The following is a 23,944-nucleotide window of genomic DNA, read 5'->3' on the forward strand; positions in this document are numbered from 1 at the left end:
AAGAACCGCGACCTGGGCCGCGTCCCCGCGGCCAACACCACCAACGACGAGCAGTAACGACCGACAACATCAAGGGGGTCAACTTTCAGACGTCGCCAGGGGGTCAGAATTCGGCCGTCGTTGACAGAAGTCCGGCGGTGCCGGGCGCGGTGGGGGCGGCGGTGGTCATGCTTCCTCTTAACGGGCGGGACGGTCGGCGGTGCCGAGAATGTGCGGGGCGAACGGGAGCGTCGGCCGGGTCTCGGGCCAGTTCAACTTCCGCGAGCGGATGTTGGTGAATCCGGCGCGTGGGATGGCGGCGGCGGTGTCGGTGGCGAGGTGGCAGCCGCCGTTGAGCCGTGGCCACACGGTGGCGTCCAGGACGCGCTGGGTGCGGCGCAGCGCAGGCGCTTCGGCGCGGACGTGCTCGAAGAAGTGGAGCCGTCCACCGGGCCGCAGCACGCGAAGCATCTCGGCGAGGGCGGCATCGCGGTCGCGGACCGAGCACAGCATCAGGCAGGCGACCACGGCGTCGACATCGCGGTCGGGTACGGCCAGATGCTCGGCAATGCCGTCGATGACGGTGACCGGGACGGAGGCGGCCGCGGCGGCGGTTTCGGCCAGGTGTCGTAGGTGCGGTTCGGGTTCGACGGCGATCACTTCGGTGACCTCGGCCGGGTAGTAGGGAAAGTTCGCTCCGGTGCCGGCGCCGACTTCGAGGACGCGTCCGGCGGTGCCGGCCAGCAGGGCGCGGCGGTGTTCGGTGACGCCGCCGTCGTCCATGGCCGGGGCGACGCGGGCGTAGAACCGGGCGAACAGCGGGCGCCCTCGTCTCTTCACCTTGGGGTTCGTCCGGTCGGTCGTGCGGCTCATCGCTGTCGTCTCCTTCTGTCCGCAAGGGCGCGAGGCGCTACCCTCATTCCGGAGGTTACGACATAGTGAAGTCACTTCACAATGAAGATAGTTCCGCACTTTCGAGTACGGAGGCGGGCGCGGCGCTGGAGAAGCTGTTCTCGCTGGCGGTGGTGACGCACCAGTACATGGAGGCCGGGATGGCCGCGCGGGGGTTGTCGCGTGCGCGGGCGACGGTCCTGTGGAACCTGAACGAGCGGGGGCCGATGACACAGCGAGCGCTGGCCGATGCGATCGGGGTCTCACCGCGGAACGTGACCGGGCTGGTGGACGCCCTGGAGGCCGACGGTTTCGTCACGCGCGGCCGTCACCCGGACGACCGGCGGGCCACGCTCGTCGCCCTCACCGGCAAGGGCACCACGACCATGGACGGCCTGCGCGGCGAATACGACGAGGGAGCGGCTCGGCTGTTCGACGGGATCGCGGCGTCCGACCTGGAGGGGTTCGTCGCCACGGTGGACCATCTGCTGCTGCGGCTCAACCAGGAGACGTGCTGACCCGGCCGACGATGGTGACGGCTTGACCTTTGAGCCGGGTCGAAGGTTGACGGTGCTACCCGCCGGACGGTCCACGGCCGAATACCGGCTCTACGGCGAGGACGCCGTGAGCGTCTGGCTTTCATCGACGCGGCCAAGCACCTGGGGGTTGCCGCCGAAGGAGATCACTGAGCTGCTGGCGCTGTGAGGAGTCAGGCGCATGCGCCGAGGTGAGAGCCGACCTGCGGCCCGGCGTCGCCGCACACGCAGCACCGGCCAGTGAGGGCGAGACCCTTGGTCTTGGGTAGGCACGAGGTCCTGAGCACCGGCTTCTGTGCCCTACGCGCCATGATCCCGAGTCATCTGGTCCTGACCCGCATGGCGATCATGGCGATGTCGTCGGCGCCGGTGGTGGGCATGTCGTCCAGGAGGCCGTCGCAGAAGTCCTCCAAGGGACGGGACGCAAGCCTGGACGCGTGCCGGCGGAGCCGGTCCAGGCCCGTGCCCAGGTGCTCGCCGGGATGCTCGATGAGGCCGTCGGTGTAGAGCAGCAGGGTGGAGCCGGGCGGCAGCGGCTCGGTCGCGTCGTGGTACGGCTCGTCGAACGGGATGCCGAGCAGCGGGTTGCCGCCCTCCTCCAGGAACCGGCCGCCGCCGTCGGCGGTGATCAGCAGCGGTGGCGGATGTCCGGCGGCGGCGTAGTTGAACTGCCATCGGCCGGGCGCGGGCTGCTCGACGCGGGAGAGGACGCAGGTCGCCATGGCCTCAGGGGCCACCGTCGCCATGGCGGCGTTGAGGCGGCGCAGGATGTCGCCGGGCGGGGCGAGGTGTTCCGCGGTCAGTACGCGCAGCATGTTGCGCAGCCGGCTCATCTCCACGGCGGCGGCCAGGTCGTGCCCGGCCACGTCCCCGATGGCCAGTACGGTCGCGCCGTCGGGCAGAACGAACGAGTCGTACCAGTCGCCTCCCACCTCCGCCGCCGCCGGACTGGCCAGATACCGGGCGACCAGCTCGAGGTCGGCGAGTTCGGGAGGGTCGGCGAGCAGGCTGTGCTGGAGGGCGAGGGCCAGCTGCTGGGTGCGGCGGTACTGGGCGGCGCTGCTGAGCGCATCGTGCGCGTTGCCGAAGATCTGCCGCATCAGGGTGATGTCATCCGGTCCCAGGTGGGCACGGTCGCCGTGCCGCGCGGCGGTGACCACCGCCGCCACGATCCCGTCGACGGCGACCGGCATCAACACCACGCTGGTGGCCTTGGCCTCCGTCAGCCAGGTGACGGTGCTCGGGGGCAGCAGATCGGCGGGCGGCTGTCCGGGCGGGAAGGTGCGGTGCAGCACACGCCCTTGTTTGATCGCGCGGGCGAACTCGCTGCTGGGTGAGAAGCGCTCCTCGCCGGTGGCCGCCTGCCGGCGGACGCCGGCCGCCGACGCGCTGGCGATGCGGTGGGCGATGATCGGGGCGCCCGCGGGACGGTCGACCACGTCGGGCAGCAGCCGTACGCCGCACCCGTCGGCGACCGCGGGGACGAGCACCTCGGCGAGCGCGGCGAATATCTCCGTCAGCTCGGTCCGCGCCGCGGCCGCGGCGGCGGCGCGGTCGAGCAGTTCCCTGCGCCGCCGCTCCTGCCATTGCCGCTCCACGTCGGTGGCGGTGCCGATCCACTCGACCACGGCGCCGTCCTCGTGCACCGGCGCGGCATGCAGTTCGAAGTGCCGGTACTGGCCGTCCCGCGTCCGGACCCGGTAGGTGTGGTGCCAGGGGCGGGCCCGCCGGACCGCCCTCTTCCACGACCGCAGCGTCGCCCGGCGGTCGTCGGGATGCAGCGCGTTCGACCAGCCCTGGCCGGTGTAGTCCGCCCTGCGCTGGCCCGTCACCCGCTCCCAGATGCCGCTGGAGTCGATCACGCGGCCCGCCGGATCCGCCACCCACACGATCTGCGCGGCCAGCCACACCAGGCTCTCGAACCGGCGGCGCCAGCGCCGCTCCTCCTCGGCCGACCGGTCCGCCCGCCGGGTCGCGGCGACCTGCTCGGTGACATCGACCGCGATCACCAGCACACCGGGACGCTCGTGGACGAACTGCGACAGGTTGAAGGAGAACACCCGTTCCTGACCGCCGGCGGCCTCCGGTCTCACCGGCGCCTCGAGCACGTTGACCGGCTCGCCGGTGGCCAGCACATGGTCGAACAGGTCGCCGTAGTCGCGTTGGAAGCGGTCACCGAACGCCTCCCCGACAGGCGCCCCGAGCGGACGGTCACCGACGAACGTACGGTAGGCGAGATTGCTGTAGACCAGCCGGTGCTCAGGCCCGATCGTCAGGGCGACCGCGATCGGCGCCGGATCGAATGCCTCCAGCGCCAGCCAGCCCATCCCGCGCCCGCGGCTGTCTTCCATCACGCCCTCCACCTACCTCCACCCATGTATCCAGCATTACCCATGCCTCTCATGCCATATCTGCACATCTGAGGCTCTCTGTCCGGTTGACGCGCACGCTTCTCACGCCGCTCCGAGACAGCAGGTACCGGGTGAACAGGGGCGGTACGTCCTCGCGGGCGGCATCGCCCCGATCCGGCCCCACGCCCCCTGCGCCTTGCCTCGTCATGTTCATCGTGCACGGCCGCAGTGGCCTGCACTGTCTGCGGTGCCCGCACCGGATCGTTGCTCTCTGCCGGGAGTACGGCGATCTTGGCCATCGGGGCCGCGGGGCGTCACTAGGATCCTTCGATGATCACCAGACGATGGTTCGCGGGCGGCGGTCTGCTCGGTCTGCTGGCCGCCCTGACGTTCTTCGGCGCGCCCCCCGGCACCGCCGATGACGGCGGTGCCGAGGGTCCCGCGGAGCCTCCCAAGGTCGAGCTGGTGCTCGACGTCAGCGGTTCGATGCGCGCCCGCGACATCGACGGGCGCAGCCGGATGGCGGCCGCTCAGCAGGCGTTGAACGACGTGGTGGACGCCCTGCCCGCCGAGACGCAACTGGGCATCCGGGTGCTCGGGTCGCAGTACCGGTTCCCCGGCAGCCCCAAGGCCGTCGGCTGCCGGGACACCCGGCAGCTCTTCCCGGTCGGTCCGATGGACAAGGTGCAGGCGAAGGCGGCGATCGCGACGCTGCGCCCCACCGGCTGGACGCCGATCGGGCTGGCGCTCCGCGCGGCGGCCCGCGACCTCGGCACCGGGGAGACGACACGGCGGATCGTCCTCATCACCGACGGCGAGGACACCTGCTCGCCGCCCGACCCCTGCGAGGTGGCCCGCAAGCTGGCCGCCCAGGGGACGCACCTGGTCGTGGACACCCTCGGGCTCACGCTGGACGAGAAGGTCCGCCGGCAGCTCACCTGCATCGCCGACGCGACCGGCGGCACCTACACGGCCGTCCAGCACCAAGAGGAGCTGACCGGCCGGCTCAACCAGCTCGTCCAGCGGGCCGGGGCGACCTACCGGCAGACCCCGCAGCAGGTGGCCGGGGGCGCGCAGTGCGCCGACGCGCCGCTGCTGACGCCCGGCGTGTACACCGACCGGGAGCGGTTCAGCGAGCACCGCTGGTACCGGGTGCCGGTGGCTCCCGGGCAGGAGCTGCGCGCCTCCATCAGCCTCTCGCTCGACCGGAGGCTGAACCCCGACCACGGCGTGCTGCTGCGCGCGGTGTCGGCGGACGGCCAGGAACTCGTCCGCGGCACCGACGCGGGCAGTGGGCGCACCGACGTGAGGTCCACCGGCCTGCGCTGGGCGGAACGGCAGGTCAAGGCGGAGCCGTCGCCCACGTCCGACGACGGGTCCGACCGTTCGTCCGAGCCGCGGCCGGTCTGCCTGGTCGTCAGCAACTCCTTCTCCTCCCCCGCCTACGTGCGGACGGCGCCCGGCATGCCGCTGGAGCTGACCGTCGACCTGGTGCCGTCCTCGGACGCGCCGGGCGGGCCCGACCTGGGCCGCGGCTGGCTGCTGCTCGCGGTGCTCACCGGGACCGGCCTGGTCGCCGGTCTCGTCATGGGATGGCTCGCCCGCTGGCGGGTCGCCGTCTGGAAGGAGAACTGACCGTGCGCACCGCCCCCCTGCTCGTCCTGCCGGCCGCCGTGCTGACGGCCGTCGTCCTGCCGCCGTCCGCCGGACGGGCCGCCGCGGACGAGCCCTCCCCGCCCCCGACGATCGGCACCGCCGGGACGTCCTTCCTCACGGCGACCACCGTGCGACCGGGCCAGCCGGTCCGGGTGTCCGCCTCGACCGGCGACCACCTGTACTGGTCGTTCGCGCTCGCCGCCGGGCAGACCGGCCGGGCCACCGTGACCGTCGCACTGCCGCCGGCCGGGAACCGCCACGGCGCCGCGACGTACACGGCCGACGTCTTCGACGGGCTGCGCCGCCGCCAGGCGTGCACGGCCGGCCCGCAGAACGCGACGGCCGGCGCCGACGCCGCACGGGTCGACCTCCGCTGCACGCTGCGGCGGGTCCGCGCGTGGGCCGAGCCGTGGTCCGACGATCCGCTACCGGGCACCTACTACCTGCGGCTGTCGGCGAGCGCCCTGCCCGAGCAGGACCTCGGCCTGCCGATCCGGGCGGACGTGCGGATCACCGCGACGGACGGCGACGCGCAACCGGCGGGCGCGGACCTGAAGGCGCCGCTGTCCCCGCCCGTCAACCCGGGGGCCACCCTGGCCCCGGACGCGGCGGCACCCGCGTCGCCGTCCGGGTCCCCGGCCGCGGCCAGTTCCGCGCCGAAGCCGGCCGAGCGCGTCAAGGGCTGGTTCTCCTGGCCGTCCAGCCGCTGGTGGTGGACGATCGGCGGCGGTCTCCTCGCCGCCGCGGCGGCCGTGGCGGGATACAGCCTCACCCGCCACCCGCACCGCTGGTTCTCCGCCCTCCGCTGAACCGGCCCGCGGCCGGGCACCGCAGAACACCGCCCGGCCGCGGAGCCGTCCAGTTGCCGACGGACCCGGACGCCGACCGCGCCGACATGAACCTCCAGGTCCGTCCAACCGGCACGCGAAAGTTCGGACCGCACGGCAGGGAAGGCGACGATTCGGTGGGGCGGTGGTCACGGACCGAGGCGCGGGTCGGGGTCGTGGGCCGCGGACTGCGGTGACCCATGATCATTACGAGTAGGGTTGAGGCATGCTTTGACGCCTGCCCGGTACTCGGGCGCCCCCACGCTCTCCTTCCCTGATCGCACTGACCCTGATCTGACGAAGGAGACCCATTTCCGTGACCAAGTCGATCTCCATCGATGTCCCGGAGGCGTTCGCCGCGTCCTACGGCGCGCATGGTGCCGGGCAACGGGCGTGGATCACCCGGTTGCCTCGGCTGGGCGGCGAGTTCTTGGCCCGCTGGGACCTGCGGCTCGACGGCGCGGCCGCATACGGCATGGCCTCACTGGTCCTGCCCGTGCTGCGGGCCGATGGGACCCCGGCCGTGCTGAAGCTTCAGCAGCTCCGAGAGGAGACCGCCGGCACCGCCACCGCTCTGAGGGCGTGGGACGGCAACGGGATCGTGCGCCTGCTCGATCATGACGCCGACAGCGCGACCCAGCTGCTGGAACGGCTGGATGCGGCCCGGCCCCTGTCCTCAGTCGCCCCCGACACGGCTGTGCAGGTCCTGGCGGAGCTGATGGCGCGGCTGACCTCGGTGCCCGCACCGGAGGGGCTGCGGCGGCTGTCCGACATCGCCTGGGCCATGCTCGACCAGGTCGAGCGGGCGGTGGCGATCCTGCGCGACCCTGCCCAGCAGCGGCTCATGCGCATCTGCGCGGACGCCGTGGCCGGACTGGTCGGCGAACCCTGCGCCTGCCTGCTGCACTGGGACCTGCACTACGACAACATCCTCGCCGGAGAACGGGAACCCTGGCTGGCGATCGACCCCGAACCGCTGTCCGGCGACCCCGGATTCGAACTGCTGCCGGCCTTGGACAATCGCTGGGACGACGTGGAGGCCACCGGTGACGTGGCTCGCGCAGTCCTCCGCCGCTTCGACCTGCTGACAGAGGTCCTCGGCCTAGACCGCAAGCGGGCGACCGGCTGGACGCTCGGCCGCGTCCTGCAGAACGCCCTGTGGGACATCGAAGACGGCAAGACGGCGCTGGAACCCGTCCAGATCGCCATCGCCACCACCCTTTTGCGGCACCGCTGGTAATGCTTGGGGTCGAGGGCGGGCCACCAGGCCCGCCCTCGGCCGCGGCGTCCACCGGCCAGATCACCAGCCCCCCGAGTAGCCCCGCCCCCGGCGAGCTCGGCCGGCTGCCGGCCCAGTGGTGGCCGGACCGCTCGCTTACGCGGTGCGCAACCCCCTGCCGGTCGTCCAGGCTCCGCCGCACGGGGTGTGGGGCGCCGGCGGTCGGACCGTCCACGCGCCGCTGGAGTCGTGGGCGGACGCGCCGCTGCGCACCGAGCGCACGATCGACCAACTGGCCCTGCGCTACCTGGCCGCGTTCGGCCGGGCGACCGCACGCGCCATGCCGACTTGGTGCGGCCTGACCCGGCTCGCGGAGGTGCTCGATCGGCTCCGGCCCCGCCTGCGACTGATCAAGCCCCATGCTGGAGCCCACCCCCGCATGTCTTACCTGGGCGGATGAAATTTCGGCAGGCACAACCTCCTCAGGTGGTGTCGGAGTTCCGCCACCGGCCCCACGGAGTACGGAAACATGGCGGCTGAACTGCGACGTTTCCTCCACGGCCGGCGTAACGCTCGAATGGGCCTTGACGGTGCACCTCTCGCGTTATTTACTCCGCCTAACCACCGGCGATCGATCCCGCCCTGGAGCACGGCGAAATGTTAGCGCTAACACTTCCCGATCGACCGAGAAAGGTACCCGCTCCTCATGACCTTCTGGAGAAAGGCCCTGCTCGTCGCGGTCGGCGCGCTCGCCCTCGTCGCGGGTGAACTGACCGGCTTCGCCGTCACCGGAGCCTCGGCGGCGACGACGCAGCCCTGCGACATCTACGCCGCGGGCGGCACGCCCTGCGTGGCCGCGCACAGCACGACCCGGGCCCTGTACGGCGCGTACAACGGGCCGCTGTACCAGGTGCGGCGCTCCTCGGACAACGCCACGCGCGACATCGGCGTGCTGAGTGCGGGCGGCTACGCCGACGCCGCCGCCCAGGACTCGTTCTGCGCCAACACGAACTGCCTCATCACCGTCATCTACGACCAGTCCGGCCGGGGCAACCATCTCACTCAGGCGCCCCCGGGCGGATTCCCCGGCCCGGCTCCGGGCGGATACGACAACCTGGCGGACGCGAAGGCGGCGCCGATCACGATCAACGGCAACAAGGCCTACGGCGTGTACGTGGCACCCGGCACCGGATACCGCAACAACCGCACCAACGGGGTCGCCACCGGCGACCAGCCGGAGGGCATGTACGCCATCTTCGACGGCACCCACTACAACGGCGGCTGCTGCTTCGACTACGGCAACGCCGAGACCAACAGCCGGGACAACGGAAACGGCACGATGGAGGCCATCTACTTCGGCAACATCAAGGTCTGGGGCTACGGCACCGGCCCGGGCCCGTGGGTCATGGCCGACCTCGAGAACGGCCTCTTCTCCGGGGTCAACGCGGGATACAACGCCAACGACCCGACCGTCGACCACCGGTTCCTCACCGCCATCATCAAGGGCGAGCCGAACCACTGGGCGATCCGGGCCGGCAACGCCCAGTCGGGAGGCCTTTCGACCTACTACGACGGGCCGCGGCCCAACGTCCCGGGCTACAACCCGATGCGCAAGGAGGGCGCCATCATCCTCGGCACCGGCGGCGACAACAGCATCGGCTCGGCGGGCACCTTCTACGAAGGCGTCATGACCTCGGGCTATCCATCGGCCGCCACGGAGAACGCCGTCCAGGCCAACATCGTCGCCGCGGGCTACGCCACCGGCACCGGGGGCTCGCGGACCGGGCCGATCACGTCCGGCGTCAACAGCGCCAAGTGCGTGGACAACAACAACGCCGCCGCGACCCCCGGCAACAAGGTGCAGATGTGGGACTGCAACGGCTACGCCGCCGCGCAGAACTGGACGGTCAACAGCAACGGCACCATCACCATCGACGGCGGCTGCCTGGACATCACCAACGCGAACTACAGCGACGGAGCCCTCGTCGAATGGTGGCCCTGCAACTCCGGCGCCAACCAGCAATGGCAGGCGAGCAACGGCCGGCTCGTCAACCCGGCCTCCGGCAAATGCCTGGACGACCCCCAGCACAACACCGCCAACGGGACCCAGCTCGTCCTGTGGACCTGCAACGGCGGAAGCAACCAGCAGTGGCATCTGCCGTAGCGCTGCGGACGCGGCTGGAGATCCCGGTCTGATCGAGGCCGGGGCGTGAGACCGCCACCGCCGTGATCGCGTGGGGCCCGGGGGCTGACGGTTCCCCGACTCGCGCACGGCGGTGGCGCCCTCTGCGGACGGCGGGCGGATACTCGCCGGACGGCTGTCATAGGACACACGAGCCGGTGTCACATGTTGACGCAAACAAAGGCACAGGAGAATTATCCGGCGCCCTTACCAGTCGCCGCGAGTGATTCCGCTCGACCACGGAAGACTCTTGACACGAACGACCTGAAATGAGGAGCAGGACGGAAACGCAGCGACCATTCGTCCGCACTGGAGGACGTGTCGCCCGAGGGCGGCGAGTGGCGTCGTCCGTAATTCAGCACGTGTTTGAAAGGTTGATTTCGGTCGGTGTGGCGCGTGGTGGCGGTTGCCCGCCGGTTTCCCGCCCTGGCAGACCGTGTCTACTTTCGTGCGCTGGGCGAAGCAGCAGGTCACGCTGCGGAAGGCAGTCGCCGGTGGCACGCCGGCGGGCCTGGCGGCCTGCGCGAGGGTCGGTCCGCGGCCGGGTTCCGCGGAAGGCCGGTGATCGCCGCGCGGCGCTCCCCGAGCAACCGATCGACCGATCGACCGCCGGTCGTGTCAAGAGGCTTGATACAGAAGTGAAGCGGATCTTCGGGGGCGCCTCCCTTTGAGTCGATCACCGACCGCCGAACTCATGAAAGTCGTGAAACAACGCTTTCGAGCCGCGGCGCATCGTTCTATCGTCTCAGCAAACCAAGAATGGTAGCGCTCTCAAAAGGCATCTCGACTACGGGGAGGTGGGGCACCGAACCGCACCACGCAGCCGAATTACAGAGCATCCAATGATGTTAGCGAAAACATTCAGGACCTGACCGGCTCAGCGCGATAAATGTTGGACTACCTACGCTCACTACCATTCCCGCCACCCCGAGAGAGAGCATCGTGAAACTCCTACTCCATCGCCCGGCGAGGCGCGCCATCGCCGCGTTAGTCGGTATGTTCTGTGTCACAGCGCTCTTTTCAGCCACGGCCAGAGCGGACAACCCGATCGTCCAGCACGTCTACACCGCCGACCCGGCTCCGCTCGTGTACAACGGCCGCGTCTACCTCTACACCGGACACGACGAAGACGGCTCGACCTGGTTCACCATGAAGGACTGGAGGGTCTGGTCGTCGGCCGACATGGTGAACTGGACCGATCACGGCTCCCCCTTGAGCCTCGCCACGTTCAGCTGGGCGAGCGCGAACGCGTGGGCGGGACAGGTCGTCTTCAGAAACGGCAAGTTCTACTGGTATGTGCCGGTCACGAACCGGGCGACCGGCAGATACGCGATCGGGGTGGCGGTCTCCGACAGCCCCACCGGACCTTTCAGAGACGCTCTCGGGCATCCCCTGGTCGAGAACAACGAGATCGACCCCACCGTCTTCATCGACGACGACGGGCAGGCCTATCTCTACTGGGGAAACCCGAATCTGTGGTACCTGAAGCTCAACGCCGACATGACGTCCTACTCGGGCGGCCCGACGCGGATCCCGCTCACCACCGCGGGATTCGGCACCCGCACCGGCGATCCGAACCGTCCGACCCTCTTCGAAGAGGGGCCCTGGGTCTATAAGCGCAACGGCCTCTACTACCTCGTTTTCGCGGCGAAATGCTGCTCCGAGTTCATCGCCTATTCGACGGCGCCCGGCCCCACCGGCCCATGGACCTACCGCGGAACGATCATGCCCACGCAGGGCGGCAGCTTCACCAACCACCCCGGCGTCATCGACTTCAACGGGGGCTCGTACTTCTTCTACCACAACGGCGCATTGCCGGGCGGCGGCGGTTTCACCCGTTCGGTCGCCGTGGAGAAGTTCAACTACAACGCCGACGGCAGCTTCCCGACGATCAATATGACCGCCGCGGGGGCACCGCAGGCGGGGACGTTGAATCCGTACGTCCGCCAGGAGGCCGAAACGATCGCCTGGGAGTCCGGCATCGAAACCGAGCCGTCCAGCGAAGGCGGAATGAACGTCGGGTGGATCGAGAACGGGGACTGGATCAAGGTCAAGGGCGCCGCCTTCGGCTCCGGTGCCGCGTCCTTCACCGCGCGGGTCGCCTCGGCCGGCAGCGGCGGCACCATCGAGCTGCGCCTGGACGGCTCCACCGGAAGGGTCGTGGGCAGTTGCCAGGTGCCGGTCACCGGTGGATGGCAGGCGTGGACAAGCGTGTCCTGCTCGGTGAACGGCGCGACGGGAACCCATGATCTGTACCTCAGGTTCACCGGCGGCAGCGGTTACCTGTTCAATGTGAATTGGTGGCAATTCAATGCCGCCTCTTAGCGGTATCGGGCCCGCCGGCACCCGCGGCCGGGAATTGACGGCCCCGCAAGCGAACGAACTCCACCAACCGACAAATGGACTGGCATTCGGAAAGGAGTGTGCATTGAGACGGATCACTCGACTGCTCGCCGGCATCGCCGTCGCGATCGTCGCCGCGGCGCTGTGCGCGGTCACGGCACCCGCACCGCGGGCTTCGGCGGCGGCACTGACCCAGGTGTCCGACTTCGGGGCCAACCCCGGAAACCTGCAGATGTACGTCTATGTCCCCGACAGCGTGCGGGCAAGCCCGGGCATCCTGGTGGCGATGCACGGCTGCAACGGCCGGGCCACCGACTTCTACCGGGGCACCGAGTTCGCATCGCTGGCCGACCGGTACGGCTTCATCGTCATCTATCCGCAGGCCCTGCACAGCTACAACGGCCTCTCGAACTGCTTCGACGTGTGGTCGGACGCGGCGCTGCACCATGGAGGCGGCAGTGACCCGGTGTCGATCGTGTCCATGGTGACCTACGTGGAGCAGCACTACGGCGGCGATCCCCAGCGGGTGTTCGCCACCGGCTTCTCGTCCGGTGCGATGGAGACCAACAACCTGCTCGCGGTGAACCCGGACGTGTTCAAAGCCGGCGCGCCGTTCTCGGGCGTCCCCTACGGATGCTTCGGGCCCAGCGGATGCGGCGACAAGACGCCGCGGCAATGGGGCGACCTCGTCCGGGCCGCCTACCCGGGCTACACCGGTCCCCGGCCGCGCGTGCAGGCCTGGCACGGTACCAACGACAACGTCCTGAACTACTCGAACCTGCAGGAGGAGGTCGACCAGTGGACGGACGTGCTGGGCCTCAGCCAGACCCCCACGTCCACCGACACCCCGCAGTCCGGGTGGACCCGGCGGCAGTTCGCCGGCTCGTCCGGCACCGCGCAGGTCGAGGCGTTCACCGTCGCCGGGGCCGGCCACGACCTTCCGCACGCCGGAATGGCCGCCTACGCGATCCGCTTCTTCGGCCTGGACGGCGGCAACGACACCACTCCCCCGCCCACTGATCCGGCCTCCTGCCGCGTCACCCCCAAGGTCAACGCCTGGTCCGGCGGCATGACCGAGGACATCGCGGTCACCAACACGGGCGACACGACGATCAGCGGATGGTCCCTGGTGTTCACCCTGCCGTCGGGGCAGACCATCACCTCCGGGTGGAACGCGACCTTCAGCCCGAGCAGCGGCCGCGTCACGGCGACCAACATGAGCTACAACGGCTCGCTCGCGCCGGGGGCCTCCACCAACATCGGGTTCCAGGCCACGCAGACGGGCGATTCCGCTGCGCCCGCCGCGTTCACTCTCAACGGCAGCACCTGCACGGTGACCGCCTCGAATTGAAACAGTCGGCACGGCCGGGCACCGCATCTCGCGGTACCCGGCCGTCCCCGGGCCCTGCCCTGCGGCAGGGCCCGTTCGTACGCGGCGAGGCGGCGGCCGCGCTCACTACGGACTTGTTGTGCATTCGGTGCCGTTGAGGCTGAACTCGGTCGGTGCGGTGTTCGTTCCGCTGTAGGTGGCCTGAAGCCCGAAGGACGTGGCGGCTCCGGCGGCGATCGTGGCGTTGTAGGGGGCGTTACGGGCGGTGGCCTGGGCACCGGTCTGGGTCACGTCGGCGTTCCAGGCGCTGGTCACGTGCTGGTTTCCCGGCCAGGCCCAGGTCAGGGTCCAGCCGTTGACGGTGGTCGTGCTGGTGATGCTGATCTGCGCGGTGAAGCCGTTGTTCCAGGTGTTGGCGGTGTAGCCGACCTGGCAGGTGGAGTCGGACGGCGGGGGCGTCGTGGGGCCGCCGGAGGCGAGGCCGAAGAACTCGACGGCGTACTGCGCCATGCCGCTCATCGGCAGGCTGTGCCCGGCACCGGAGACGGTGATCGCCTCGACCGGGGCGGTGCCGGACGAACCGGCGAAGCGCTGCCGGGTCCAGCCGGACCGCGGGGTGTCGGTAGAGGTGGGCGTGGTGCTCAGGCCGTGCACGTTGGTCCACTGCTTGATCTCCTCGGCCAACTCGGCGTAGGAGACGACGTTGTCGGCGGTGCCGTGCCAGAGCTGCATCCGCGGCCAGGGGCCGTGGTAGCCGGGGTTCGCCTGGCGCACCAGGTCGCCCCACTGCTGCGCGGTCTTGCCTACGCACGGCGAGGCGTTGCCGCCGGGCTGGTAGGCGCCCTCGTCGGGGAAACATGCGAAGGGGACGCCCATGAACGCCGCGCCCGCCTTGACCACCTCCGGGTACAGGGCGGCCATCGCGTTGGTCATCATGCCGCCCGAGGAACTGCCCGTCACGAACACCCGATCCGGATCACCGCCGTAATGCTGCTCCGCATAAGTGATCATTGACATGAGCGAGACGGGGTCGGTACGCCCGCCGCGCACCTTCGACGCGTCGGACCAGTTGTCGAAGCAGTTGAACTTCTTGTTCGACGCCGACGGGAAGATCACGACGAATCCGTACCGGTCGGCCAGGGACGCGAACTCGCTGGAGGAATAGAAGCCGGGCCCCGAGCCGCCGCACGGGTGCAGCGCCATCACGATCGCCGGCGACGTCTGCGCCGTGTCGGGCACGTAAGCGTACATCTGCAGGTTGCCCGGGTTGTCGCCGAAGCCGGTGACCTGCGTCAGGCCGGCCGCCGCCGCGTGCGGTACCGGCAGCACGGCCGCCATGACCGCACAGAGCATCGCCGCGCACGCACCGGCCAGCATGGTCGTCAGTCGATTCATCCGCCCTCCTTCATTCGGGCCTGGGAGCTGGTGCCGCGATTTTCATCGGACCGGCATCAATTGCCGGAATATATGTGGAGCGCCGATCAGCGTCAACGCCATATCACGTGCAATCAGCGGATGGGATCACGGCCAACGAGTTCCCGCTGGTATCAAGGGCATTGATATGAAGATCCTTGCGACGTGTTCATGAAAACTTTCACGGCCGGCAGTTCCCGGAGGCTCCGGAGGTATGGTCTTCCGGTGAGCGACCGCCGCACTCCCCCACCGGCCCGGCCGTCCGGTGCGCCGCAGCCGCGCGTGAGCTACCTGGTGTTCCGGTTGGAGCGACGTATCCGGGCCCGTCTCGACGATGCGCTGGCCCGGCACGGCCTCACCACGACCGAGTACATGGCGCTCAGCGAGCTGCGTCTTCGCGACGGGCCGTCGTCGGCGGAGCTGGCCCGCATCGCCTTCGTCACGCCGCAGGCGATGAATCTGGTCATCCGCGACCTGGAACGGCGCGGGCTGATCCGCCGCGATCCGCATCCGGACGGCGGCCGCGTGCTGCGCGCCCGGGTCACCGGCAGGGGCCTGGACGTCCTGCGGCGCTGTGACCGCGCACTGGACGACATCGAAGCGGTCATGTTCGCCGAGATCGACGCCGTCGACCGCAAGTCGCTGGCCGAGAACCTCCTACGGTGCGCACACGCCCTGCGGTCCGACACGAGCACCTACCACCTGGACCGCCGTCCTCCCCTTCACGAACCCGGCGACCCCGACAGCTGACGCACCGAGCCCCCTCAGCCGCACGGCCGGCCCAATGAAACGCCCGCAGCCTGCTTGCCACACGGATCTGATGTCGGAGCCGAAGATCGGCGGGACACGATGCGGATCAATACCGCTGCGCGTACCGGGTCGGTTGCTCGCCGAACATGCCCTTGAAGTCGCGGATGAAGTGGCCCTGGTCGGCGTAGCCGAGGTCCGCCGCCAGCGCGGCCCAGTCGATCGCCCCGCCGGCGGCCATGCGCGCGGTCACCTCGTGCAGGCGGTAGCGGCGGATCACCCACTTGGGCACGATCCCGACGTACTCCGCGAACAGCCGTTGCAGCGCCCGCATGCTCAGCCCCAGCTCGTCGGCGAGGCGTTCGACCCTGGTCACGGACCTGTCCTCGGCGATCAGTTCGACGGCGGCCACCGCCTCGCGCACCCGGGGGTCGTCGTCCGGCAGGTGCCTCAGCAGGAACGCGTCCACGGCCGGCACGTCGAGCGTGGTGGGGAGGTCCGGGCCGAACACCTCGGTCGCCGGGACGACGCGGTCGGTGATCGTCGAGACGGAGGCGCCGAGGAAAGGGCGGAAGCAGCCCGGCCGGAACGCGACGCCGAAGACATGATCGCGGCCCTGGAGGACCTTGATCTGGTAGCCGCTGCACACGCCGTTGACGTCCGCGCGGCCGCCGCCGAACGACAGGTGCACGTTCGGGTACGGCACGATCTTCTGCCGGTAGGGCTCGGCGTAGTCCCAGTGGGCCTCCCAGTACCGCTCCACCCATGGCGCGAGCGCCGGCGACGGGCGGTGGAACGTGTGGCGCTGATACCTGGTCCACGCACCTCGCAGCTCACGAACGTCCCGCTCCACACGGCCGAGTGTATGTCGCCTTTGTCCAATACCCTTCCGGCCTGGGCCGCCTAGCCTCGCCCGCATGTCACATCTGTCCAACGCCGCCGAGGCCATGGCCGCGGTCGCTCGCGCCATCACCGACGACCAACTCGCCGACAAGACTCCATGCACGGAGTACGACGTGCGGGCACTGATCAACCACCTCCTGTTCTGGGGCCCGTCGCTCGCCGGCGGCGGCCGCAAGGAGTCCGTTCCGCCACCGCCGGGCACCGAGACCGAGGTGGACCTGACGGCCGGCGACTGGCGCGGCCGCCTGCTCGCCCTGCTGGACGACATCACGTTGTCATGGGCGCCGCCGAGCGCATGGGAGGGCGAGACGAGCATGGGCACACCGCACCCCCTGCCCGCACCCGTCCTGGGCGACATGATCACCGGCGAGCTGGCCCTGCACGGCTGGGACCTGGCCGTCGCGACCGGGCAGCGGCTGGAACTGCCCGCCGACCTGCTGACGCATCTGCACGACACGGTGCTCGCCGGCGTGGAGCAGGGACGGGAGATGGGCATGTACGGCCCGGAAGTCGCCGTGCCGGCCGACGCACCCGCCTTGGACCGCATCCTCGGCCTGACCGGCCGTGATCCCGCCTGGACATAGTCACCGACCGGCGACCCGCGGAGTGAGGACCTGGGCAGTGCCCATCGGCGAAAGCGGAAGGACCGGCGGGCAGGGAAAGGCGCCCGCCGGTCAGCCCAGAGGGACGCCGATGATCGCGGCGATCAGCGCGCCGGGAACGGCGGCCAGGACAAAAGCGATGGTGGCCAGGGAGGCGGGGACAGCAAGAATCAGATGCGCGGGAGACAGCAGCGTCTGCCAGAACGGCCGCAGCCCAGGGTGCCTGCCTTTCGCCACCCAAAAACGGCGCAGTGGACGCGCCGTGGAGTTCGCATAGGAGCAACCGTGCGTGCCGGTCAGCGTCCGCCCCTCGGCGTTGACGTAGATATAGCGCTGTTGAAAAGGGGCTTCAGGATTCCGTCCCCCTACCGGCCGATGAATTTTGATGGTCTCGCTGTACTCGGCTCTGACGAGTCCTCCGGGAAAGGCCCTCATCAGTTCCCAAGCCTGCACTCCCTCAGCGTAGGCGATCATGCCGCACAGGGCGCCTGCGCACAGAGCCGCCACTCCGGCGACCGCCAGCCGCCATTCGCCCACGACCGTCACGGTGACGAAGTACAACGCCAGTGCGACGAATCCCGCCCAGCGCGCGACCCGCCGCCTGTCGCGCGCCCACTTCCGGACCGGGGCCACTCCCCCATTCTGCCCTCAGGAGTGGGGACGGATGCGAAGCCGAAGCGGCGTTGCCGCTTTCGGCGAGCTGCTGATCGGGGTGACCACCGGGCCGGGTCGTCACCACGTGGACGCCGCGCCGAGCGTAGGCCCCTAACGAGCGCGGGTCGCGGCGGGTCGGCGCATGAGGTTCATTTTTGAGCGGCGAGGAAATCCTTGATCACCTTGGCGATGTCGTCGGCCTCTTCGGAGCCCACCGCATGCGAGGCGTGCGGGTAGACGACCACGGTTCCGTCCCGCAGGACGCGCTCGGCGACCTTCTCGGCCTTCGCGGTGTCGTGCATGACCGACTTGCCGGCCAGAACCACCAGGACCGGCATGTTGAGGCCCTTCAGGGCCCGCTCCGGGATCAGGGTCGGTTGGGGCAGCTTGATCGAGTAGGCGCTCATCGCGGTCTCGATCATGCGGGCCACCGGTTCGTCCTCCACTGGTGCGCCCCCGGCGGTGTAGGAGGCGAAGGAGTCGCGCCAGGACTTGGGCAGCCACGGCACCGAGGCCGGGATCGCGCGCACCGCCGTCTCGGCGGGGATCTTGCCGAAGGTGTAGGCCGGATCGATCAGCAGCAGGCCGGCCACCCGCTCGGGGTGGCGGGTGGCCATGTTCGCGGCCGTCCACCCGCCGATGGACAGCCCCAGCAGGTTGAACTTCTCCTCGGGCAGCTCGGCGAGGGCCTGGTCGAGCTAGGCGGCGTTGTCGGCGAAATCCTCGATGGGGACCGTCTGCACGCTCAGGCCGGGCTCGCCCAGCAGGTCGAGTACGTACACATCTCCGAGCTCCAGCAGGGAGGGCATGTTGTCCGCCCAGATCGGGCTGGGCGAGGACCGGCCCGGCAGCAGCACGAACGGGTGCTTCGCCGGGACGTCGGCAGTGGCCTCGAACCGGTAGACCCGGACGAACCCGAAGCCGGTGCGCACGTCCAGTTTCTTCTCCGGGGCGGGCATCGCCTCCCAGGCCCGCTTGTAGTCGGCCATGAACGCCTCGTATCCGGCCTTCGAGTTCCAGTGCCCCACAGGGCTCGGTGTGCGCAGCGCGAACGCCCCGGCTACCACCGTCGCCAGCAGCACCCCGGCGGTGATGCCCCACCCCCGGCGGCGACGGCGCTTGCGCGCGGCCTTGCGGACAGCGTCCTCGGGCGTCGCATCCCGGACGTCCTCCTCCATGGTCCCCCTGCCCGATTTTTCTTTGACCGTTCGGTCAATTTCTAGGATCCACAGTAGCCTTGTCCCATGCCAGCGCGCGCGTCGGGGCCCGACGGCCTTACCCGGATCGAGCGGGAGCGGCGCGCCCAGATCATCGCCACGACCATCACCCTGGTGGCCGAGCACGGGCACGCCGCGGCCTCCTTGTCCAGGATCGCGCAGGCTGCAGGAGTGACCAAGGGCACCGTGGTCTACCACTTCACGACCAAGGACGCCGTCCTGGCCGCGGCCTACCAGCACGTGATGACGGCCCTGGTCACGCACGTGGCCGAACAGGTCGAGGAAGCCTCGCCCCGAGAGGCTCCCGGAGCCTACGTGCGGGCCATGATCGGCTACCTGACGGACCGTCCCGAGCACGCCCGCACGATCGTGCAGGCCGGCCTGGCCGCAGCCGGCAGCGGCGACCGGGCGCGGCCGCCGGGGCGGGAACGCTGGGCCCCGCTCGCCGCCCTCCTGGGCGAGGCCGCCAAGGCGGACGGCCGCCCCGCAGACGCGGGCAGGCTACGGACCCAGGCGGTCCTGGTCGGCGGGATGATCGACGCCGTCGTCGCGGAGTTCCTCGAGGACCCGACGTATGACACCCGAGCCGCGGCCGAGCAGATCATGCTCATGCTGACCTGTCGCCGTCTGCATCATCGGGGCGTTTGTAGAGGGTGCCCTGTTTCATGACGAGGTCGACTCGTCCGGGGACCTCGATGTCGGTGAAGGGGTCGCCGGGCATGGCGATGATGTCGGCGGTCTTGCCTTCGGCGATGACGCCGAGGTCGTCCAGTCCCAGGAGGTCGGCGGCGACGCTGGTGGCGGCCTTCAGCGCGCGGACGGCGGTGATGCCGTTGGAGGTCATCATCGGGAACTCGCGCCAGTTGTCGCCGTGCGGGAACATGCCGGCGTCCGTGCCGAAGGCGATGTCGACCCCGCTGCCGGCGAGCCGCTCGGCGCTGTCGAGGATGTCCTTCTGGAACTTGCGCGGCTTGAAGCCGGGGCCCCGGTCCAGTGGTCCTGGTTGAAGGCGTTGCGGGCGTCGTCGACGATCGTGTACTGGGTCGGGACGAGGAAGGTGCCCGCGTCCTCGATCATCTTCAGCGTCTCGGACGAGGCCAGGTTGGCGTGCTCGATGCTGCGGACGCCCGCCCGGACGGCCCGCTTGGCGCCCTCGTCGCCGTAGCAGTGCGGCGTGGCCGGGACGCCGAGGTCGGCCGCCGCCGCGACCAGCGCGGTCATCTCCTCCTCGGAGTAGGTGGTCTGCCCCGGGTCGTCGCCGGGGCTGGAGAAGCCGCCGGTCGCGCCAGTACCGGCGGAGTCCCCTGGTACTGGTCGGCCAGTTCGGAACTGACGTCGCCGTGCCCGCCCCGCGCTGAGATCAAGTGCGGGGCCACCAGCATGCGCGGGCCTACGACCAGACCCGCCTGGACGGCGTCGCGCAGATCTACGATGCCGTATCCGACGTGGGCGCACATCAGGTCCCGTACCGTGGTGAACCCGTTCATCAGCAGGGTCCGCAGGATCGCCGGTGACCGCAGTGCCATCGCCGTCGGCGACATGGTGAACGCCGAGATGATGTCGGGCGTGATCGTGACGTGGGTGTGGCAGTCCATGAAGCCATCACCGGCACTGGCGGGTCTCGGTACGGCATTCCTGGTCAACGTCTCCCAGGGCGGCTGGGACCGGGTGTTCACCCTGCTGGACGCAGCCGCACTCAGCCCCTGGGCGACCGTGGGCGCCCAGAAGGCGCTCGAGGTCGGGCTGGGCTGGCTGCCCGCCCTACTGCTGGGGACGATAACCGCGGTCGGCGGCGGCATTACCCGCGACCTGATGCTCCTGCAGGTCCCGGCCGTGTTCGCCGGCAACCGCCTGTTCGCCTCGGTGGCGATCGTCGTCGCCGCGATCGTGGTGGTGTGCTCCGCACTGCACGCGCCGCCCGGCTTGGGTACCGCCATCGCCGTGCTCACAGGTTTCGCGCTCCGGCTGGTGGCCAACTGGCGCGGCTGGAGCCTGCCCTACGGCCTGGAACTCCAGCCACGCTCGATCGCCTCAACGCCGCTCTCGGCCTTCGGGCGTCAGGTGGGATCGTCGACGGTGACCGCACCGGATCGCGGGTCATGGAGGCCTGTGGCGAGGAGGCCGTCGTAGGTGTATTCGGGATGCCGTCCCAGTCTGAGGTGGACCATCCACATCGAGCCGTGTGCGCCGGGTGGTTCGTTCCGGAGCGCCTCGGCTAAGGCATCCATGGCACGGTTTCGGTCGCTGCTGACTCCGCCGGGGCCGGCGCACATCCCGTTGCCGCTTCTCACGTCCCAGCTGTACAGGTCAACGATCACGCAACTCCCCCATCTCCGGCGTAGGGCCGTCCCGTCCTGTACGGCACCCACACCAAGCGGCGGTCGGAGAGTCCCCCTCTGATCTCCGACCGCCGGCCCGGCGCGCCTGACGGGGTCGCCAGGCGGGGTCGCCAGGCGGGGTGGCCGTCGAGGGCACGTCGCGGACTCGCGAGTCGGCGCGTTACCGCCGTCTCCGGCCGAGACGGCCCCACCCGTCGGTCTCGGCGCCGCACGGCCCTGTCCGGCATGGATTCATCGTGGCGGGGACCCTCGGAGGAGCGCATCGGTAGATGAACCGATCCGTGTACCGATTCTCGAGCCGTTCACGAACACCGTAGCCGTCCGTGTCTTTTTGACTACACTCCAAGAGTCCCCCTGGTAGCCGGACTCACGGCGTAGCTGACTGGAGGCGGCCTTGTCGCTGACCGCGGCACTTGAGCGGCAGACAGGACGACTGCCCGCGGAACTCACCAGTTTCATCGGCAGGAAGACGGAACTGGAGCAGGTACGACACCTCATCGATGACCACAGGCTGGTCACGTTGACGGGGCCCGGTGGAGTCGGCAAGTCCAGGCTCGCCGTGCGCACCGCCGGGCTGGCCCAGGCCGCCTTCGCCGACGGGGTGGCGTTCGTCGCCCTCTCGGGGCTCACGGAACCCTCCCTGCTCGCGCAGACGATCTGCGACGCGCTCGGGGTGACCGAACGGGGCAGCGACCCCGCGATCATCCGCCTCGCCGACCATCTCGCCGACGTGCGGCTGCTGCTCGTGCTCGACACCTGCGAGCACTTGGTGGACGAGTGCGCGATGCTGACCGAGGCGATGCTGCGGGCGGCCCACGGGCTGCGCATCCTGGCGACCAGCCGCCAGCCTCTCGACGTCATGGGCGAGTACACCTTCCCGGTCGCGCCCCTGGACCGTCCGGGGCCCGGCCCAGGTGGTCCCGGTGCCCCGAGCAGTGAGGAATGCGACTCGGTCAAGCTGTTCACCGAGCGCGCCGCCGCGACCGTCCAGGGGTGGACGCTCGCCCATGCCGACCGCGAAGTCGTCATTCAGTTGTGCGACCGCCTCGACGGCATCCCGCTGGCCATCGAACTCGCGGCCGTGCAGTTGCGAACCTTCTCCCTCGACCAGATGCTGAGCCGCCTCGGCAGTCACCTTTTCCAGGTCCGCGGCAGGCGCACCAGCCTGCAACGCCATCAGACGCTGCGCGCGACGGTCGACTGGAGCCATGAACTCTGCTCAGCCGAGGAGCGGCTGCTGTGGGCGCGGTTGTCGGTGTTCGCCACCGACTTCGATCTCGACGCCGCCGAGCAGGTGTGCTCGGGGGACGGCCTGGCCGCCGAGCAGATCGTCGAGGTGCTGACGGGCCTGCTCGAGAAGTCGGTCGTCCAGCGCGCCGATCGCGGGGGCCGCGTCCGCTACCGGATGCTGGACACTCTGCGCAGGTACGGTGCCGATCGTCTTGCCGCACGCGGGGCGGACGAGGAGAGCCGGCTGCGGCATCGCTGCTTCGACTGGTACGCGGAGTTGTTGCGCCGGGCCCGTGCCGAGTTGTCCAGCGCGGCGCAGGTTCGCTGGCTCGAATGGTTCGGGTGCGAGCGCGACAACATCCGCGCGGTGCTCGGACAGGTTCTGCCGACGGCCGACGAGGAAGCGATCCGGGAGGCCATGGGAGCGCTCGGCCGGTTCTGGGCGCTGAACGGCATTCTCGGCGAGAGCCGGCACTGGATGGACCGGCTCCTGGAGGAACGCGACACCACCGGACCGGGCTGGTCGGAGTTCCTCACGATCGCCGCGCTGACGATGACGCTCCAAAACGATCTCGATGTCTCGGGCGAACTGCTGGAACGGGCGCTGGCGCAGGCGCGGGCGGAGGGCGACCGGGACGGCGTCGCGGGCGCCCTGGCCGGGAAGGGCGTCGTGGCGCTATTCGCCGGTGACTTCGACGCGTCGCTCCACCTCCTGGGCACCGCGGGCGAACAGTACGGCGAGACGGGCGACGATCTGTTCATCCTGCTCACCCGGGTCTTCCAGGCACTCGCGTACCTGTTCAAGAACGATCTGGATGCGGCCATCGCACACGCGGACCGAGCCGTCCGACTCGGTGAGGAGCGCGGAGAACTCTGGGCCCGCTCCTACGGAATGCTCGTATCCGGGCTCGCCCTGTGGCTCACCGGCGACCTCGACGAGGCCATGCGGCGACTCCGCCGGTCACTCCGGATCAAGCGCGACCTCAACGATGGCTTGGGCGTGACGCTGGGCCTGGAAGGGATCGCCGGCTGCCTGTGCAGCCGCGGCGAATTCGTGCGCGCCGCGATGCTCCTCGGAGCATCCGACCGGCTGCGCGAATCGACCCACACGTCTTGGTTCGGTCCTCACCACGCGGTGCTGAGGGAAATCCACATCGACCAAGCGGTGAACGCCCTCGGACAGGAGCGGTACCGCGCCGCCTTCAATGACGGCGAGCAGTTGCCCCTGCCGCGCGCGATCGAAGACGCGCTCGGCGAGTCACCGGCCGCCGCCTCCGGCAAGCCTGCGAACAAGTCGGGCAGCGACAGCCATCCGCTGACCGAGCGTGAACTACAGGTAGCGTCTCTAGTCGCTGAGGGATTATCAAACCGCGATATCGCCGAACGACTCACGATCGCCAAGCGCACCGCCGACTCGCACGTCGAACACATCCTCGCCAAGCTCGGCTACTCCTCGCGCGCCCAGATCGCCGCCTGGATCACCGCACAGGAGATCCCCCTCTCGTGACCGCGCTCCCGTGACCGC

21 protein-coding genes and 2 pseudogenes are annotated in these 23,944 nt (G+C 69.9%); 13 read left to right on the forward strand and 10 right to left on the reverse strand.

All coding sequences use genetic code 11. The features are described 5' to 3' along the window. Positions 1-177 precede the first annotated feature (177 nt). Entirely contained in the window at positions 178-852 is a 675-nt protein-coding gene (locus ABFX46_RS39485) for a class I SAM-dependent methyltransferase (protein WP_346049124.1), read from the reverse strand. Between the two features lie 65 nt (positions 853-917). Between ABFX46_RS39485 and ABFX46_RS39490 the strand changes: the two genes are divergently transcribed. After that, complete coding sequence (locus ABFX46_RS39490) at positions 918-1,388, forward strand: MarR family winged helix-turn-helix transcriptional regulator (RefSeq protein WP_346049125.1); 471 nt, start codon at positions 918-920, stop codon at positions 1,386-1,388. Between the two features lie 338 nt (positions 1,389-1,726). Here the strand turns inward: ABFX46_RS39490 and ABFX46_RS39495 are convergent, their stop codons facing one another. Beyond that, complete coding sequence (locus ABFX46_RS39495; protein ID WP_346049126.1) at positions 1,727-3,757, reverse strand: SpoIIE family protein phosphatase; 2,031 nt, start codon at positions 3,755-3,757, stop codon at positions 1,727-1,729. Between the two features lie 330 nt (positions 3,758-4,087). Here ABFX46_RS39495 and ABFX46_RS39500 point away from each other — a divergent pair, with 330 nt between their 5' ends. The 7 genes from ABFX46_RS39500 (at position 4,088) to ABFX46_RS39530 (ending at position 13,335) form a co-directional block, all read left to right on the forward strand. Beyond that, positions 4,088-5,392 carry a VWA domain-containing protein gene (locus tag ABFX46_RS39500; RefSeq protein WP_346049127.1) on the forward strand — a complete coding sequence of 435 codons (1,305 nt, stop codon included), beginning with the start codon at positions 4,088-4,090 and terminating at the stop codon, positions 5,390-5,392. 2 nt (positions 5,393-5,394) lie between these two features. Further along, complete coding sequence (locus ABFX46_RS39505; protein WP_346049128.1) at positions 5,395-6,222, forward strand: hypothetical protein; 828 nt, start codon at positions 5,395-5,397, stop codon at positions 6,220-6,222. Positions 6,223-6,556: 334 nt separating this feature from the next. Continuing rightward, on the forward strand, positions 6,557-7,480 hold the full coding sequence (locus tag ABFX46_RS39510) for an aminoglycoside phosphotransferase family protein (protein ID WP_346049129.1): 924 nt from the start codon (positions 6,557-6,559) through the stop codon (positions 7,478-7,480). A 118-nt stretch (positions 7,481-7,598) separates the two neighbouring features. Next, entirely contained in the window at positions 7,599-7,919 is a 321-nt protein-coding gene (locus ABFX46_RS39515) for a DNA glycosylase AlkZ-like family protein (RefSeq protein WP_346049130.1), read from the forward strand. 246 nt (positions 7,920-8,165) lie between these two features. Further along, positions 8,166-9,623 (forward strand): arabinofuranosidase catalytic domain-containing protein, encoded by a 1,458-nt coding sequence (locus ABFX46_RS39520; RefSeq protein WP_346049131.1) that lies wholly within the window; start codon positions 8,166-8,168, stop codon positions 9,621-9,623. Between the two features lie 960 nt (positions 9,624-10,583). Further along, positions 10,584-11,966 (forward strand): glycoside hydrolase family 43 protein, encoded by a 1,383-nt coding sequence (locus ABFX46_RS39525; protein ID WP_346049132.1) that lies wholly within the window; start codon positions 10,584-10,586, stop codon positions 11,964-11,966. Between the two features lie 103 nt (positions 11,967-12,069). After that, the gene (locus ABFX46_RS39530; protein ID WP_346049133.1) at positions 12,070-13,335 is read left to right on the forward strand and encodes an extracellular catalytic domain type 1 short-chain-length polyhydroxyalkanoate depolymerase; all 1,266 of its coding nucleotides are present in this window, start codon (positions 12,070-12,072) and stop codon (positions 13,333-13,335) included. 105 nt (positions 13,336-13,440) lie between these two features. Here the strand turns inward: ABFX46_RS39530 and ABFX46_RS39535 are convergent, their stop codons facing one another. Next, positions 13,441-14,709 carry an extracellular catalytic domain type 1 short-chain-length polyhydroxyalkanoate depolymerase gene (locus ABFX46_RS39535; protein ID WP_346049134.1) on the reverse strand — a complete coding sequence of 423 codons (1,269 nt, stop codon included), beginning with the start codon at positions 14,707-14,709 and terminating at the stop codon, positions 13,441-13,443. Between the two features lie 243 nt (positions 14,710-14,952). On the opposite strand from ABFX46_RS39535, the gene ABFX46_RS39540 reads away from it, so the two are divergent. Next, complete coding sequence (locus ABFX46_RS39540; RefSeq protein WP_346049135.1) at positions 14,953-15,477, forward strand: MarR family winged helix-turn-helix transcriptional regulator; 525 nt, start codon at positions 14,953-14,955, stop codon at positions 15,475-15,477. Between the two features lie 106 nt (positions 15,478-15,583). Here ABFX46_RS39540 and ABFX46_RS39545 read toward each other — a convergent pair whose 3' ends face one another. Further along, positions 15,584-16,327 (reverse strand): DUF6597 domain-containing transcriptional factor, encoded by a 744-nt coding sequence (locus ABFX46_RS39545; RefSeq protein ID WP_346049136.1) that lies wholly within the window; start codon positions 16,325-16,327, stop codon positions 15,584-15,586. 64 nt (positions 16,328-16,391) lie between these two features. Here ABFX46_RS39545 and ABFX46_RS39550 point away from each other — a divergent pair, with 64 nt between their 5' ends. After that, positions 16,392-16,961: a TIGR03086 family metal-binding protein gene (locus ABFX46_RS39550; RefSeq protein ID WP_346049137.1), complete on the forward strand. Its 570-nt coding sequence runs from the start codon at positions 16,392-16,394 to the stop codon at positions 16,959-16,961. A 90-nt stretch (positions 16,962-17,051) separates the two neighbouring features. Here ABFX46_RS39550 and ABFX46_RS39555 read toward each other — a convergent pair whose 3' ends face one another. The 3 genes and pseudogenes from ABFX46_RS39555 to ABFX46_RS39565 form a co-directional block, all read right to left on the reverse strand. Beyond that, complete coding sequence (locus tag ABFX46_RS39555; protein WP_346049138.1) at positions 17,052-17,612, reverse strand: hypothetical protein; 561 nt, start codon at positions 17,610-17,612, stop codon at positions 17,052-17,054. A 170-nt stretch (positions 17,613-17,782) separates the two neighbouring features. Then, a pseudogene (locus ABFX46_RS39560) lies at positions 17,783-18,316 on the reverse strand (alpha/beta fold hydrolase); the annotation flags it as partial. 15 nt (positions 18,317-18,331) lie between these two features. Further along, on the reverse strand, positions 18,332-18,811 hold the full coding sequence (locus ABFX46_RS39565; protein WP_346049139.1) for a hypothetical protein: 480 nt from the start codon (positions 18,809-18,811) through the stop codon (positions 18,332-18,334). Positions 18,812-18,877: 66 nt separating this feature from the next. On the opposite strand from ABFX46_RS39565, the gene ABFX46_RS39570 reads away from it, so the two are divergent. Then, entirely contained in the window at positions 18,878-19,519 is a 642-nt protein-coding gene (locus ABFX46_RS39570; RefSeq protein WP_346049140.1) for a TetR/AcrR family transcriptional regulator, read from the forward strand. Here ABFX46_RS39570 and ABFX46_RS39575 read toward each other — a convergent pair. The 3 genes and pseudogenes from ABFX46_RS39575 to ABFX46_RS43670 form a co-directional block, all read right to left on the reverse strand. Further along, positions 19,458-19,799, reverse strand: a complete 342-nt coding sequence (locus ABFX46_RS39575) for an amidohydrolase family protein (RefSeq protein ID WP_346049183.1) — start codon at positions 19,797-19,799, stop codon at positions 19,458-19,460. The genes ABFX46_RS39570 and ABFX46_RS39575 overlap by 62 nt on opposite strands. Further along, positions 19,694-20,179 (reverse strand): annotated as a pseudogene (locus ABFX46_RS39580) (amidohydrolase family protein); the annotation flags it as partial. The pseudogene ABFX46_RS39580 and the gene ABFX46_RS39575, both read right to left, overlap by 106 nt. Continuing rightward, positions 20,068-20,391 (reverse strand): hypothetical protein, encoded by a 324-nt coding sequence (locus tag ABFX46_RS43670; RefSeq protein ID WP_428831366.1) that lies wholly within the window; start codon positions 20,389-20,391, stop codon positions 20,068-20,070. The pseudogene ABFX46_RS39580 and the gene ABFX46_RS43670, both read right to left, overlap by 112 nt. On the opposite strand from ABFX46_RS43670, the gene ABFX46_RS39585 reads away from it, so the two are divergent. After that, positions 20,324-20,980: a trimeric intracellular cation channel family protein gene (locus ABFX46_RS39585; RefSeq protein WP_346049142.1), complete on the forward strand. Its 657-nt coding sequence runs from the start codon at positions 20,324-20,326 to the stop codon at positions 20,978-20,980. The two genes, ABFX46_RS43670 and ABFX46_RS39585, sit on opposite strands and share 68 nt — an antisense overlap. Positions 20,981-21,583: 603 nt before the next feature. After that, on the forward strand, positions 21,584-23,926 hold the full coding sequence (locus ABFX46_RS39590; protein ID WP_346049143.1) for an ATP-binding protein: 2,343 nt from the start codon (positions 21,584-21,586) through the stop codon (positions 23,924-23,926). Positions 23,927-23,944: the final 18 nt, after the last annotated feature.

It is taken from the genome of Actinomadura chokoriensis, assembly GCF_039529475.1.
Lineage (GTDB): Bacteria > Actinomycetota > Actinomycetes > Streptosporangiales > Streptosporangiaceae > Spirillospora > Spirillospora bangladeshensis.

What these genes read in the sequence shown, in the direction of transcription:
- ABFX46_RS39485 (WP_346049124.1), bottom strand. Translation starts at nt 852, where the DNA reads ATGAGCCGCACGACCGACCGGACGAACCCCAAGGTGAAGAGACGAGGG.
- ABFX46_RS39495 (WP_346049126.1), bottom strand. Translation starts at nt 3,757, where the DNA reads ATGGAAGACAGCCGCGGGCGCGGGATGGGCTGGCTGGCGCTGGAGGCA.
- ABFX46_RS39500 (WP_346049127.1), top strand. Translation starts at nt 4,088, where the DNA reads ATGATCACCAGACGATGGTTCGCGGGCGGCGGTCTGCTCGGTCTGCTG.
- ABFX46_RS39520 (WP_346049131.1), top strand. Translation starts at nt 8,166, where the DNA reads ATGACCTTCTGGAGAAAGGCCCTGCTCGTCGCGGTCGGCGCGCTCGCC.
- ABFX46_RS39535 (WP_346049134.1), bottom strand. Translation starts at nt 14,709, where the DNA reads ATGAATCGACTGACGACCATGCTGGCCGGTGCGTGCGCGGCGATGCTC.
- ABFX46_RS39550 (WP_346049137.1), top strand. Translation starts at nt 16,392, where the DNA reads ATGTCACATCTGTCCAACGCCGCCGAGGCCATGGCCGCGGTCGCTCGC.
- ABFX46_RS39565 (WP_346049139.1), bottom strand. Translation starts at nt 18,811, where the DNA reads ATGGAGGAGGACGTCCGGGATGCGACGCCCGAGGACGCTGTCCGCAAG.
- ABFX46_RS39570 (WP_346049140.1), top strand. Translation starts at nt 18,878, where the DNA reads ATGCCAGCGCGCGCGTCGGGGCCCGACGGCCTTACCCGGATCGAGCGG.
- ABFX46_RS43670 (WP_428831366.1), bottom strand. Translation starts at nt 20,391, where the DNA reads ATGTCGCCGACGGCGATGGCACTGCGGTCACCGGCGATCCTGCGGACC.